The organism is Streptomyces sp. UG1 (genome assembly GCF_049974585.1).
GTDB lineage: Bacteria > Actinomycetota > Actinomycetes > Streptomycetales > Streptomycetaceae > Streptomyces.
In genome coordinates this window covers 55251-69036 of sequence record NZ_JBNGGG010000055.1, presented here as the reverse complement: position 1 = coordinate 69036, position 13786 = coordinate 55251, and the positions used below count along the sequence as shown (strand labels likewise).

The following is a 13786-nucleotide window of genomic DNA, read 5'->3' as shown; positions in this document are numbered from 1 at the left end:
ATGGCGGCGACCCTCGACCCCGGCCTGCCACGGCATCGCCAACTCCTCGACCAGGCGGGCGAGATGACGTCGAGAGACCCCCGTGAACAGCCGGTGCGCCAGCACCGCCCGATTGACCGTGACCGACACAGACGGATCATGCCACCGGCCAGGCACGACGCTCACCCGCTATCACGCACCAACTCGTAAGCTGTGCGGGCCCTTCCACGTCATCCCCTACTTTGCGGACGCACACGTCCTAGTGAGGCGTATCCCGCCTCCCCGGTGGGAGATGAGTGGGAGATGATCATGGCGTGGTGCTGCAATCAGGCGCTAGGAAATGCTAGATGGCGCTACCTGTGCGGCCCTGGTTCAGCCGCCGGATTCGGCCGCATGAGGACTCAGCACACCCACGCTGACCAGCGCGATGATGACTATGCCGAGCGCGATGCGGTACCAGACGAACGGCATGAAGCTCTTGGTCGAGATGAACTTCATGAACCAGGCGATGACCGCGTAGCCGGACGCGAAGGCGATCACCGTGGCGAAGATGGTCGGACCCCAGGAGACGTGGTCGTTCTCCATCGCGTCCTTGAGCTCGAAGAGGCCGGAGGCGAGCACGGCGGGGATCGCGAGGAGGAAGGAGTAGCGGGCCGCGGCCTCGCGCTGGTAGCCCATGAAGAGGCCGCCGCTGATGGTCGCGCCGGAGCGGGAGACGCCGGGGATGAGCGCCGCTGACTGGCACAGGCCGAAGATCAGGCCGTCCTTCACGTTCAGGCTCTCCAGCGACTTGCGCTGCTTGGCGGCGCGGTGCCGCCCGCCGGTCTCGTCGCGGGCCGCCAGCCGGTCGGCGACGCCGATGATGATGCCGACGACGATCAGCATGGTCGCGGTGATGCGCAGATCGCGGAACGGGCCCTCGATCTGGTCCTTGAGTGTCAGACCGAGCACACCGATCGGGATCGAGCCGACGATCACCAGCCAGCCCATCTGCGCGTCGTGGTCCCGCCGCATCTCCTTGTTCGTCAAGGACCGCAGCCACGCCGAGATGATCCGCCCGATGTCCTTGCGGAAGTAGATCAGCACCGCGGCCTCCGTGCCGATCTGGGTGATCGCGGTGAAGGCCGCACCCGGGTCCTCCCAGCCCGAGAACGCCGCGGTCAGCCGCAGATGCGCGCTGGAGGACACAGGGAGGAACTCGGTCAGCCCCTGGACGAGTCCGAGGATGAGCGATTCAAACCAAGACATGAAGTTACGGAGTCCAAGTGCTGATCGAGACAAGGAGTGACAGGGGACACCGCGTCGGCGGCGCAGTGATCGCGAGTGTCGAGGGGCAGCGTAGCGCCCCTCGATGACAGCTCCGGCACAGGGGGCTGGGCAGGCGCTCTCCCCGGTCTCTCCTCGATCCCGCCCCGATCTCGTCATACCGGTGTTGACCTGCGGTGGGGCCGCCGCTTACGTTGCTGCGGGCTGAAAGCGCTTGCTGCCGCTGTCGCTGTCGCTGTCGCGCTCGTTGCCCGCTGCTCGCTGTCCGCGTCCCGGAGGAGTCTGATCCCGTCCATGGCTGCATCCGAGACCGCCCCGCTCACCGGCCGCCGCATCCGGGTCGCCGTGATCGGCACCGGCGCCATCGCGCGCGACTCCCATCTGCCCGCGCTCGCCAGGCTCGCCGAGGAGGGCGAGACGGAGCTCGTCGCGGCCGTGGACGTCGACGCGGCGTCGGTCGAGTCCTTCCGCGCGGAGGCCGGCGGGGCGCTGCGCGGCTACACCGATCTGGAGCGGATGCTCGCTGCGGAGCGGCCCGACCTGGTCGTCATCTGCACCCCGCCCACCCTGCACCGCGACCAGACCGTCGCGGCGCTGCGGGCGGGCGCCTGGGTGTGGTGCGAGAAGCCCCCGGTGCCGAGCCTCGCCGACTTCGACGCCATCGAGGCCGAGGAGGGCCGAAGCGGCGGCCCGTACGCCTCGATCGTCTTCCAGCACCGCTTCGGCTCGGGCACACGGCACGTACGGCGGCTGCTCGCCGAGCAGGCCATGGGGCGAGCCTTGGTCGCGCACTGCCAGACCACCTGGCACCGCGACAGCGCCTACTACGCCGTGCCCTGGCGCGGCCGCTGGCGGACCGAGGGCGGCGGGCCCGCGATGGGGCACGGCATCCATCAGATGGATCTGCTGCTCGATCTGCTCGGTCCGTGGAGCGAGGTGCGCGCCATGGCCGGCCGGCTGGTGCACGACATCGAGACGGAGGACGTCTCGACCGCACTGGTGCGCCTCGCGAACGGTGCGATGGCGACCGTCGTGAACAGCGTGCTGAGCCCCGACGAGGTCAGCCGCATCCGCATCGACTGCGAGCGCGCCACCGTCGAACTCACCCATCTGTACGGGCACCGCAACGACGACTGGCGCATCGCCCCCGCCCGCGACGTGCCGGACGCCGAGGCCGCTGCCTGGCAGGACTTCGGCGCGGACGTGCCCAGTTCGCATCTGGCGCAGCTCCGGGAACTGGTCGCGAGCATGCGCGCGGGGGAGCGGCCGCGCAGCAGCGGCGCGGACGGGCGGACGAGCCTGGAGCTGATCGCCGCGCTGTACAAGTCGGCGTTCACGGACGCGACGGTGCGGGCGGGCGAGATCGGCCCCGGTGATCCCTTCTACGCGGCGATGCACGGGGACGCGCCCGGCTGGGCACCCGCCGGCGAGGAGGCCGCCGCGTGACCGGGCTGCGCATCGTCCACGCGCACGGCGACCGCATCACCGTGACCGACCCGGTCACCGGAGTCGACCTGCTCGCCTACGTCTACCGCCCGGAGGCCGCCTGGGAGGCCCCGAAGCCGTACCTGCACCCGCTGCGCACGCTCGCCGGCGACATCGTCACCGACTACCGGCCCAACGACCACCGCTGGCACAAGGGCCTGTCGCTGACCGCCTCGCACCTGTCAGGGGCGAACCTGTGGGGCGGCAATTCCTACGTCCACGGGCAGGGGTACCTCGAACTCCCCGAGCGCGTCGGGTCGATGGCGCACGTCGCCTTCGACGAGGTCTCCTCGGAGGCGGACCGCGTCGTCATCGCCGAGCGGCTGACCTGGCATCCCCACGGCGGGGCGCTGTGGGCCGACGAACTGCGCCGGATCGAGGTGCACGACGTCGAGCCGGAGTCCGGCTCATGGGCCCTGACCTGGACGAGCGCCGTGACGAACCGGCGCGAGGAGCCGCTGCGGTTCGGCAGCCCCACCACCGCCGGACGTGACATGGCCGGATACACGGGCCTGTTCTGGCGCGGCCCGCGCGCTTTCCAGGGCGGCCGGATCATCGCCCCGGACGCCGAGGGCCCCGGCCTGATGGGCGAACAGGCGCCCTGGCTCGCCTACTCCGGCGAGCACGACGGCACCGACGGCCACGCCACGCTCGTCTTTGCGCACGCCCCCGAGAACGACCACGCCGGCGACCGAGGCGCCCACCCCGCCCACTGGTTCGTACGCAACGAGCCGTTCGCGGGGGTGGCCCCGTCCTGGGCGTTCCACGACGAACTGGAGCTGGCGCCCGGCGACACGCTCACCCGTCGTTACCGGGTCGTCGTGGCCGACGGGGCTTGGGAGCGGGAAGAGATCGCCAAGTACCTGCGGACGCATCCCTGGTACTGAGAACGTGCTGAGTACGGCCGCCCGACCCGGCGGCCGCGTCACGCCGCCGTCGGCCCCGCCACCGACCAGCCGGGCACCTGGGGGTGGGCCGCGAGGTCCTCGTGGCGCACCGGGTCGCCGCAGGCGCGGCAGGTGACGACCGGGACGAGTTCGTTGCCGCAGATGTGCTCGATCACCATGGGGCGGTCGTCGTCCCCGCGCAGATGGCGGTCGCCCCACGCCATGAGGGTCATCAGGACCGGCTCCAGCTCGAGACCCGCCTGGGTGGGCCGGTACTCGAACCGCTGCGGGCGCTCGCTGTAGGCGCGCTTGGTCAGGATGCCCGCGTCCACGAGGCGGCGCAGCCGGGTGGCCAGGATGTCGCGCGGGGCGCCGATGTTGCGCACGAGCTGGTCGAAGCGGCCGTTGCCCAGGCACACCTCGCGCAGGACCAGCAGGGAGTACTTCTCGCCGACGAGCGCCAGGGCGTCGGCGATGGAGCAGGGGCGCGGATCTTTGGTGGCGGCCATGCCGCTCAGTCTAGGGGCGGGTTCGGCTTTCCAACCTAGTGGGTTTGATTTTCCAACCTGCTGGGCTATGGTGAGTTTGGATTTCCTACTCACTGGTAGTCGCCCGGCGGCCAAGGAGGCCCGCACCATGCGTGACGCAGTCATCGTCGAAGCCGTACGCACGCCCATGGGCAAGGGCAAGCCGAACGGCTCCCTGGCGCACGTCCACCCCGTCCAGCTCCTCGCCCACACCCTGCGCACGCTCGTCGAGCGCTCGGGCGTCGACCCGGCGCTGATCGACGACGTCATCGGCGGCACCGTCGACCAGGTCGGCGAGCAGGCCATGAACACCACCCGCTACGCCGCCCTGTCCGCGGGCTTCCCGGAGACGGTCCCGGCGACCACCGTGGACCGCCAGTGCGGCTCCTCCCAGCAGGCCGTGCACTTCGCCGCCCAGGGTGTGATCTCAGGCGCGTACGACCTGGTCGTCGCCTGTGGCGTCGAGTCGATGAGCCGGGTGCCGATGTGGTCGAACGTCCCGCCCGGCAAGGACCCCTTCGGCCCCGGCATCGCCGAGCGCTACCCGGAGGGGCTCGTCCCGCAGGGCATCAGCGCCGAGCTGATCGCCGCCAAGTGGTCGATCACCCGCGAGCAGATGGACGCCTTCGCCGTCTCCTCGCACCGCAAGGCGGCCGCCGCCTGGGACCAGGGCCTGTTCGACGCCGAGGTCGCGCCCCTGGAGGGCGTCTCGCGTGACGAGTGCGTACGACCGGGCAGCACCCCCGAGATCCTCGCCGGCCTCAAGCCCGCCTACTACGACCCGGCGTTCGCCGAGCGCTTCCCGCAGATCGAGTGGAACGTCACCGCGGGCAACGCCAGCCCCATCAACGACGGCGCCTCCGCCGTCCTCATCACGTCCGGTGAGACCGCGGCCCGCCTCGGCCTGCGCCCCCTCGCCCGCCTGCACAGCTTCGCCGTCACCGGATCCGACCCGCTCCTCATGCTCACCGGGGTCGTCCCGGCGACCGAGAAGGTGCTGCGCCGGGCGAACCTGTCCCTCGGCGACATCGACCTGTTCGAGGTCAACGAGGCGTTCTCCAGCGTCGTCCTGGCCTGGCAGCAGGAGACCGGCGCCGACCTCGACAAGGTCAACGTGCACGGCGGCGCGATCGCGATCGGCCATCCGCTCGGCGCCAGCGGCACCCGCCTGACGACGACCCTGGTCCACGCCATGCGCGAGCGCGGCGCACGCTACGCGCTGCAGACGATGTGCGAGGCGGGCGGACTGGCCAACGCGATGATCATCGAGTCGGCTCGGCAGTGATCATTGAGTCAGCGCGGCAATGATCATCGAATCGGTCCGGCAGTGATCACCGAGTCGGGCGGACAGCCGGCCTGATCCGGCCTGACCCGGCCCGCTCAGCGGCGGCGCAGGTGGTGGCGTTTGCGCCAGGCCACCACCGCGCCCGCGAGGGCGGGCAGCGCGATCGCGCCCACCGCGATCAGGAACACCGGGGACGTCGGCGTACCGGCCCGGGCACCGGCGACGACATACGCGGCGACGTTCGGGATCGACCCGAGCGCCGTGGCGAGCAGGAAGGGGACGTAGCCCATCCGGGACACGGCGGCGGCGTAGTTCGCGGCCCAGAACGGCACGCCGGGGAACAGCCGCACCCCCAGCATCGAACGGAAGCCGTGCCTGCTGAACTGGTTGTCCGCCGCCTTGAGCAGCCGCCCGCGCAGCAGCGGACGCAGCGCTTCCTGGCCGAGCATCCGGCCGAGCGCGAAGGCGAAGCCGGCCCCGATCACGGTGCCCGCCAGGGCCGCGGCGAAGCCGAGCTGCGAGCCGAAGAGCGCGCCCGCCGCCAGGTTCAGCAGCGGCCGCGGCACGAACGCCACCGTGACCAGCCCGTACGCCACGGCGAACAGCACCACCGCGGCCGGCCCGGAGAGCTGCGGCGGCCAGCCGTCCGCCAGGAGCTTGTGCGGCTCGAAGAGCAGCACCGAGGACCCGGCCGCCGCGAGCAGCGCCACGAGCAGGGACAGCCGGGACCACGGCGAGAGCAGCACTCTCGAGCAGCGCACGGCAAGGCCCGCGGGGCCCGCGGCGACGGGTGCCGGCGTGGGGGCGGGGACAGTGAGTTCCGTGGCGGCGGCCCCGGACGGGACCGTTGCGGTGCCCCCGGAGCGGGCGGTGGCATCGAGCATTCGGCGACAGTAACCGACGAATATGTGTGATCGCCGTATGGTACGTCTCATGGGCGTCACAGCCACGGGAACACCGCGAGTACCCAGCAGTGCCCTCGCCGACACGGTCCTGGAGCGGCTCGTCGCCGCCTACGGCGCGGCGGCCGACCCCGAGCGTGCCGCGCCCATGCGGGCGTACATGAAGGACGTGGCCCCCTTCCTGGGCCTGACCACCCCGGCCCGCCGCGCCCTGTCCCGCACCGTCGTCGAGGGCCTGCCCCGCCCCGACGAGGCCGACTGCACCGCCGTCGCGCTGCGCTGCTGGCAGCTGCCCGAGCGCGAGTACCACTACTTCGCCGTCGACTACCTGCGCCGCCACGTGGCGCGCTGCTCCTCCGGCCTCCTGCCGGTGGCCCGGCATCTGATCACCACCGTCTCCTGGTGGGACACCGTCGACCTGCTCGCCGCGCACGTCGTCGGCCACCTCGTCGCGGCCGACCCGAAGCTCACGGCGGACATGGACGCCTGGATCGTCGACGACGACCTGTGGGTCGCCCGCACGGCCCTGCTGCATCAGCTCCGCTACAAGGAACGCACCGACACCGGGCGCCTGTTCACCTACTGCCTGCGCCAGTCCGGGCACACCGACTTCTTCATCCGCAAGGCCATCGGCTGGTGCCTGCGCGAGTACGCCAAGACCGACCCGGAGGCCGTACGGGAATTTCTGGCCCGGGAGCGGGGGCGGTTCGCGCCGCTGTCGGTGCGGGAGGCGCTGAAGAACATCGGCGACTGAGACTCTGTGAAGTCCCGTACCGCGAAAAACCATTCGACGTCGGGCAGCGCGTCGGCAATGATCGACGTCATGTTCCGGCACGCCTTCGTCCTCGCAGCATCCGCAGTCGCGGATGCTCCGAAGGCTGCCGTTCCGGTCCTCCTGGCCGCAGCCGACGGCGCCCGAAGCTGACCCTCTCCGGACATTCCGGCGGACCCCGCAGGGGGAGGGTCGGCAAGTCCCTGGGGTCCTGATCTCCTTCGTGGAGACTTCTGCAGAGACTTCGAGGTACAGCCATGTCCAAGACGGCATACGTGCGCACCAAACCGCATCTGAACATCGGCACCATGGGCCATGTCGACCACGGCAAGACCACCCTGACCGCCGCCATCACCAAGGTGCTCGCCGAGCGCGGGTCCGGCGCGTTCGTGCCCTTCGACCGCATCGACCGGGCGCCGGAGGAGGCCGCGCGCGGCATCACCATCAACATCGCGCACGTCGAGTACGAGACCGACACCCGCCACTACGCGCACGTGGACATGCCGGGGCACGCCGACTACGTCAAGAACATGGTCACCGGCGCCGCGCAGCTCGACGGGGCGATCCTCGTCGTCTCCGCGCTCGACGGGATCATGCCGCAGACCGCCGAACACGTGCTGCTCGCCCGGCAGGTGGGCGTCGACCACATCGTCGTCGCCCTCAACAAGGCCGACGCGGGCGACGCGGAGCTGATCGACCTCGTCGAGCTGGAGGTCCGCGACCTGCTCACCGAGCACGGCTACGGCGGCGACGCCGCGCCCGTCGTACGGGTCTCGGGGCTCAAGGCGCTGGAGGGCGACCCGCAGTGGACGGCGTCCATCGAGGCGCTGCTCGACGCGGTCGACACCTACGTTCCGATGCCGGAGCGGTATGTGGACGCGCCGTTCCTGCTGCCCGTGGAGAACGTGCTCACCATCACCGGCCGGGGGACCGTGGTGACCGGGGCCGTCGAGCGGGGCACCGTGCGGATGGGCGATCGGGTCGAAGTGCTCGGCGCCGGGCTGGAGACCGTGGTCACCGGCCTGGAGACCTTCGGCAAGCCGATGGACGAGGCGCAGGCCGGGGACAACGTGGCGTTGCTGCTGCGGGGAGTTCCGCGGGATGCCGTCCGGCGGGGCCATGTGGTGGCGGCGCCGGGCAGCGTGGAGCCGCGGCGGCGGTTCTCGGCGCAGGTCTATGTGCTGTCGGCGCGTGAGGGCGGTCGTTCGACGGCGGTCGCCAGCGGGTATCGGCCGCAGTTCTACATCCGTACGGCGGATGTGGTCGGCGACATCGACCTCGGTGCGGTGGGGGTCGCGCGGCCCGGTGAGACGGTCACGATGACGGTTGAGCTGGGGCGTGAGGTTCCGCTGGAGCCGGGGCTCGGGTTCGCCATCCGTGAGGGCGGCAGGACCGTCGGGGCGGGGACCGTGACTGCCGTCGAGTGAGGGTGGTTGCGGTTTGTGGGGGACTGCGGGTCCATCGTGGCTGGGCGCGCAGTCCCTCGCGCCCCCTGCCGGGGCGCTCCCGTGCCCCATGTGAAGAGGGCCCCGGCACAATGGGAAGGTGAACGACGCCATACCCGTCACCCGCGCCGTCGACTACGGCACCGCCAAGCTGATGCCCGACGTCGACCGGAAGCGGGCCTGGCTGCTCACCGTCGACGGGGCGCCCCAGTCGTACGTCGATCTTGACGAGCCGACCCACCTGGAGTTCGAGTACGCCCGCCGCCTCGGCCATGTCCTCGACACCGTCGCCGAGCCGGGGCTGGCGTTGGACGTGCTGCATCTCGGGGGCGGGGCACTCACACTGCCCCGGTACCTGGCGGTGACCCGGCCCGGCTCGCGGCAGGACGTCATCGAGGCCGATCGCGGGCTGATGGAGCTGGTCGTCGAGCACCTGCCGGTTCCGGACGGGGCCGGCATCAGGCTGCACGCCGGGGATGCCCGGGCCTGGCTGGAGGCGGCCCCGGACGACTCGGCCGACGTGCTCGTCGCCGACGTCTTCGGCGGATCACGGGTGCCGGCGCACCTGACGTCGGTCGCGTACGTCCGTCAGGCCGCGCGCGTTCTGCGCGGGAGCGGCGTCTACCTGGCCAATCTGGCCGACGCCGCGCCCTTCGCCTTCCTGCGCTCCCAACTGGCCACGTGCGCCACGGTGTTCGAGGAGCTGGTGCTGATCGCCGAACCGGGAGTGCTGCGCGGGCGTCGCTTCGGCAACGCGGTACTCATCGCCGCACACCACCCCGTCGACACGGCCACCCTGTCCCGTCTGACCGCCTCCGACGCCTTCCCGGCCCGGGTCGAACACGGGGCGGTGTTGCGGGAGTTCGTCGGCGGGGCGCGGCCGGTACAGGACGAGGATGCGGTGCCGTCACCCGTGCCTCCCGACGGGGCTTTCGGTGTCGGCTAGGGGGTTGCTTGCCCCTGTTCACGGCTGCCCTGTCCCGTCTGACCGCCTTCGACGCTTTCCCGGCCCGGGTCGAACTCGGGGCGGTGTTGCGGGAGTTCGTCGGCGGGGCGCGGCCGGTACGGGACGAGGATGCGGTGCCGTCACCCGTGCCTCCCGACGGGGCTTTCGGTGTCGGCTGAGGCGGGGCGTTCGCCTGCGGCCACGTGTTTGGTGTCGCGGCGCAGGTTCCGTACGTCCGGCATGCACAGGACCGCCGCCGTGACCACCACGATCAGCGCGGCGCAGCCCCACAGCGCCGACGTGCGCCCGAACGCCGACTCCGCCGGGCCGGCCAGGGCAGTCGCCAGCGGGACCAGGGCAACCGAGCCGAACCAGTCGTACGCGGCGACCCGGGACAGCTTGTCCTCGGGTATCTCCTGATGGAGCGCGGTCATCCAGGAGACGCCGAACACCTCCAGCATCACGCCGGTCAGGAACATCACCGCGCAGAGCACACCTACCGGCACCGGTACGGCGAGCGCGGCTGAAGGGAGGGCGAGAGGGAAGACGCACAGGGTGCCGGCGAGGAGCAGGCGGCGTGGCTTCCAGCGGGTCATCAGCAGGGCGCCCGCGACCGTGCCCGCGCCGAAGAAGCCCAGCGCCAGGCCCCACGGGCCCGCCCCGCCCAGATCGTCCCGCGCGACGAGCGGGCCGTAGACCGCGTCCGCCGCCGCCACGACCGCGTTGGCGATGGAGAACTGCACGACGATGCCCCACAGCCACGGCCGCCCGGCGAACTCCCGCCAGCCCTCCCGCAGATCGGCGAGCATGCCGCCGCCCGGCGTGCGCTTCGGAACGCGACTCACATCGAGGAACGCCCGCATCGCGCCGGCGACCGCGAAGGCCGCCGCGTCCGCCGCCAGGACCCAGCCCGGCCCGATCGCGGCCACCATGGCACCGCCCAGCGCGGCACCGCCCACCGCCGCGCCCTGCATCGCCATCCGGAACACGGCGAACGCCCGGCTCGCCTGCTCCCCCTGGACCGACGACAGCAGCATGCCCTCGGCCGCCGGGCTGAAGAACGCCTGGCCGGTGCCGCCGAGGGCGGTGAGCAGCATCATCTGCCACAGCTCGGCCTCCCCGGCGAGGACCAGCACGGCGAAGGCGGCCTGTGAGAGGCAGTTGAGGGCATTGGCCGCGACCATCACCCGATGCCGGGGGAGGCGGTCCGCGACGGCGCCGCCGATCAGCAGGAACAGCACCAGCGGCAGGGTGCGGGAGGCGGCCACCAGACCCACGTCACCGCCGTCGCCGCCCGCCTCGAGCACCGCGAACGCCGCGGCGATCAGCGCACCGTTGCTGCCGAGGTTCGTGACGAACGCGGCGGCGGTCAGCAGGCCGTAGTTGCGGCCCGCCCAGGCGGGGCGGTGGGGACGGCGGCGGAGACCGGTGGGGGACGTCACCGGCCGACTATCGCCGCCCGGAGCCCGGTTTGCCAAGCGGATTGCAGGTCACGCGCCGGATGCGGCGGCCCGTGCTGATACGACGCTCGTCACATCTGTCTATTCCTGGTTCCTACTCGTGGGTAACATGACCGCCATGAGCGCAGACCAGATGTCCATCGGCGAGATGCTCGCCGCCACCGTGCCCATGGCCCGGACCCTGAACCTCCAGTTCCTGGAGACCACGCCGGACAAGGCCGTGGTGGCTCTGCCGGACCAGAGTGACTACCACAACCACGTGGGCGGACCGCACGCCGGCGCGATGTTCACGCTCGGTGAGTCCGCCAGCGGTGCGATCGTGCTGGCCGCGTTCGGCGACCAGCTCTCCCGTGCCGTGCCGCTCGCGGTCAGCGCCGAGATCGCCTATAAGAAGCTCGCCATGGGCGCCGTCACCGCCACCGCGACGCTGGGCCGCCCGGCCGCCGAGGTCGTCGCCCAACTGGACGCGGGGGAGCGGCCCGAATTCCCGGTGACGATCGAGATCCAGCGCGGGGACGGGGCCGTCACCGGTGAGATGACGGTCGTCTGGACGCTGCGGCCCAACAGCTGAGCCGACCGCACGGCAGCAGTCAGGGGCCCCGCGCGGGCCCCTGATCGCATTCCGGGCCTCTGTGCAGCCGTGCGACATGCGGAATTGAAGATTCCGTGGACCAATGTTCTTTGGTCGTACACAATTTGACGGCGTGTTCGTCGACAACTTCGAATGCGGGTGCGGATACCGCGGGTAACTTTTCTGAAATTCTCGCTTTTTGAATCTCGGTCACTCGAACTTCTTGTTTCCTGTGCGTCGCTTGTGCGAAAGTGAGCGGCCCCGATGGTCGATCCATGGCTGACACGGCCTAGGTATGCACCAATCAGGCGCCTGCTTTTCCGACGGACGCACATTCCCCATGGCGTCCAGCGGCTGGGAAGGAAATGGTTCAGTGCAATTCCCCCACCCCCCACGACCGCCGTACCCGCCACGCCCCGGGGCGAGCTCCGGAGAGTCCGACCGTGATCTCGTCGCGAGCCTGAATGAGGCCGGCGCGGACTCCCGCGCCGTCGCCCTGCTGATGGCGCGGCACTGGCGTGCCACCTACGACTACGCGGCCATCTGCCTGGTCTCCACGGAGAGTTCGGCCGCCATGGTGGCCGCCGCGGCGTTCCATCGCGTGCTCCGCAAGCCGGCCGACGGCGCACTGCGTCCCCAACTCCTCGCCGCAGTAAGGGACATGGTGAAGGAGTGGGCGGCGGACGGCCGTATTTCCGCTCTCCTGCCGGAACTCGGCAAACCCACCGGCGGTCGCGGACTGCGTGCCGCACGGTCCGTGACGCCCGAAAGGCGGCAAATCGCCGAGCGCGCATTCCAGGCCCTGTCGGGAGCCTCGCAATGCCTTCTGTGGCACACCGAGGTCGAGGCGGAACCGATAACCGTACCCGCTGGTCTGCTGGGGGTGGACAGGGCCACCGCGACGGCCGCGCTGGAGGAAGTGCGCGAGCAATTCCGCAGGGGTTGTGTCCGCGCCCACGGCGAACTCGCGCCCACCCGGGAATGCCGCTTCTACAACCGCCTCCTCGACGTCCCCATTCGCCGCGGCGGTGCCCTGCTGCCCGATGTCCAGCAGCATCTGATGGAGTGCCGCTACTGCCGGCACGCCGCCGAGCAGCTCAGCCATTTCGAGAGCGGCCTGGAGGTGCTGCTCGCGGAGACCGTGCTCGGCTGGGGCGCCCGGCGCTACCTCGACTCCAGACCCGGGCGGGGCGGCTCGGGAGCGCCGGCGTCCGACCGCGGCCGACGGGGCGGACGGCATCGCCCGGGTCGACCGGCCCCGGCGCACGGACGGGCGAAGTCCCTCGCCGTGGGCGCCGGCCTGACCGCCTTGGCCCTGCTCGTGACGGTGCTCACCGCGAAGGGCTGGACCGAGGAGAGCGGTGCCCCCGAGACCACCTGGGGCGTGCCCAGCAGCCAGACCGTCCACCCCGGCGCCGTGTCCCCGCCCGAGTCCGGCGGATCACCCTCGGCCGCCTCGGCCGAGGACCCCGTCGAGGTCGCCCAGGGCAGGCTCCGCAACCTCGACGACGGCCTGTGCCTGGACCTGCGCGACGGCAGGGTGCGTACCGGTGCCCCGGCCGAGCTGGCGGAGTGCTCCTCAGCCGCCTCCCAGCAGTGGTCGTACCGCGGCAACGGCGTGCTGCGCAGCGCCGCCGAGCCCGCCCTCTGCCTCGACTCCGACCCCGACGAGGGCACGGTCGTGCTGGCGAACTGCCTCGCCCACGCCGGCGAGGTGCGCTACGACCTCACCGTCCACGGCGAGCTGCTGCTGCGCCGGGCCGAGCGGCTGGCGGTCGCGGGCGGCAAGGGCGTGAGCGTGGTCGTCGCCGAACGGGACGGATCCGAGGCGCAGCGCTGGATGCTCGACGGCGACCTGGCGGACGAGGGCGGGCAGAGCCGGCCCGAGCAGAAGCAGAAAGAGGAGGAGCAGGAAAGGGAGGAGGAGCAGGAAGGGGAGAAGGAGAAGGAAAGGGAGAAGGAGTGGGACACCGCGCCCGGGGAGCCCGATCACGGGTCCCCGCACGACCCCGCCCCCGAGCCACCGACCACCGAGCAGCCCACGCGGAACGATCCGGACGGGCCCGAGGAGCACCCTCAGCCGCACTACGGGATGCGGTACGCCCAGGCGGACCCCGGCGAGAAAGCCACCCCGGCCGCCCCGGCCACCCCGGTCGACACCGTGCCTTCGGTTCCCCGACAGCATCCGGCCGATTCTCGTGCAGATCATTGACTCGAGTCACTCCGGTTCATAGTTTTCCCGCCGCGCCAGTGCTGTCCTG

12 protein-coding genes and 2 pseudogenes are annotated in these 13786 nt (G+C 71.3%); 9 read left to right on the top strand and 5 right to left on the bottom strand.

The genetic code is table 11. The features are described 5' to 3' along the window. Both ACP4J3_RS44005 and ACP4J3_RS44000 read right to left on the bottom strand, forming a co-directional pair. A pseudogene (locus tag ACP4J3_RS44005) lies at positions 1-129 on the bottom strand (transposase family protein); the annotation flags it as partial. A 222-nt stretch (positions 130-351) separates the two neighbouring features. Next, on the bottom strand, positions 352-1227 hold the full coding sequence (locus ACP4J3_RS44000; protein WP_426542687.1) for an undecaprenyl-diphosphate phosphatase: 876 nt from the start codon (positions 1225-1227) through the stop codon (positions 352-354). Between the two features lie 312 nt (positions 1228-1539). On the opposite strand from ACP4J3_RS44000, the gene ACP4J3_RS43995 reads away from it, so the two are divergent. Together ACP4J3_RS43995 and ACP4J3_RS43990 are read left to right on the top strand one after the other, a co-directional pair. Next, positions 1540-2691, top strand: coding sequence for a Gfo/Idh/MocA family protein (locus tag ACP4J3_RS43995; protein ID WP_426542685.1), 1152 nt, complete (start codon positions 1540-1542; stop codon positions 2689-2691). Further along, complete coding sequence (locus tag ACP4J3_RS43990; protein WP_426542683.1) at positions 2688-3617, top strand: PmoA family protein; 930 nt, start codon at positions 2688-2690, stop codon at positions 3615-3617. Before ACP4J3_RS43995 ends, ACP4J3_RS43990 begins: the two co-directional genes overlap by 4 nt. 38 nt (positions 3618-3655) lie before the next feature. Here the strand turns inward: ACP4J3_RS43990 and ACP4J3_RS43985 are convergent, their stop codons facing one another. Next, positions 3656-4126 (bottom strand): winged helix-turn-helix transcriptional regulator, encoded by a 471-nt coding sequence (locus ACP4J3_RS43985; protein ID WP_426542681.1) that lies wholly within the window; start codon positions 4124-4126, stop codon positions 3656-3658. 127 nt (positions 4127-4253) lie between these two features. Here ACP4J3_RS43985 and ACP4J3_RS43980 point away from each other — a divergent pair, with 127 nt between their 5' ends. Beyond that, entirely contained in the window at positions 4254-5429 is a 1176-nt protein-coding gene (locus ACP4J3_RS43980; RefSeq protein WP_426542679.1) for a thiolase family protein, read from the top strand. A 95-nt stretch (positions 5430-5524) separates the two neighbouring features. Here ACP4J3_RS43980 and ACP4J3_RS43975 read toward each other — a convergent pair whose 3' ends face one another. After that, positions 5525-6313 carry a TVP38/TMEM64 family protein gene (locus tag ACP4J3_RS43975; RefSeq protein WP_426542677.1) on the bottom strand — a complete coding sequence of 263 codons (789 nt, stop codon included), beginning with the start codon at positions 6311-6313 and terminating at the stop codon, positions 5525-5527. Between the two features lie 49 nt (positions 6314-6362). On the opposite strand from ACP4J3_RS43975, the gene ACP4J3_RS43970 reads away from it, so the two are divergent. From ACP4J3_RS43970 to ACP4J3_RS43955, 4 genes and pseudogenes are all read left to right on the top strand, one after another. Then, on the top strand, positions 6363-7085 hold the full coding sequence (locus ACP4J3_RS43970) for a DNA alkylation repair protein (protein WP_426542675.1): 723 nt from the start codon (positions 6363-6365) through the stop codon (positions 7083-7085). A 275-nt stretch (positions 7086-7360) separates the two neighbouring features. Then, positions 7361-8530, top strand: coding sequence for an elongation factor Tu (gene tuf, locus ACP4J3_RS43965; RefSeq protein WP_426542673.1), 1170 nt, complete (start codon positions 7361-7363; stop codon positions 8528-8530). 118 nt (positions 8531-8648) lie between these two features. Beyond that, complete coding sequence (locus ACP4J3_RS43960; RefSeq protein ID WP_426542671.1) at positions 8649-9494, top strand: spermidine synthase; 846 nt, start codon at positions 8649-8651, stop codon at positions 9492-9494. An 11-nt stretch (positions 9495-9505) separates the two neighbouring features. Further along, positions 9506-9673 (top strand): annotated as a pseudogene (locus tag ACP4J3_RS43955) (spermidine synthase-like protein); the annotation flags it as partial. On the opposite strand, the gene ACP4J3_RS43950 reads toward ACP4J3_RS43955, so the two are convergent. Next, positions 9635-10936 carry an MFS transporter gene (locus ACP4J3_RS43950; protein ID WP_426542669.1) on the bottom strand — a complete coding sequence of 434 codons (1302 nt, stop codon included), beginning with the start codon at positions 10934-10936 and terminating at the stop codon, positions 9635-9637. The pseudogene ACP4J3_RS43955 and the gene ACP4J3_RS43950 sit on opposite strands and share 39 nt — an antisense overlap. Positions 10937-11087: 151 nt before the next feature. On the opposite strand from ACP4J3_RS43950, the gene ACP4J3_RS43945 reads away from it, so the two are divergent. Further along, positions 11088-11525: a DUF4442 domain-containing protein gene (locus tag ACP4J3_RS43945; RefSeq protein ID WP_426542691.1), complete on the top strand. Its 438-nt coding sequence runs from the start codon at positions 11088-11090 to the stop codon at positions 11523-11525. 373 nt (positions 11526-11898) lie between these two features. Beyond that, entirely contained in the window at positions 11899-13737 is a 1839-nt protein-coding gene (locus ACP4J3_RS43940; protein WP_426542667.1) for an RICIN domain-containing protein, read from the top strand. The last annotated feature ends 49 nt before the right edge of the window (positions 13738-13786 follow it).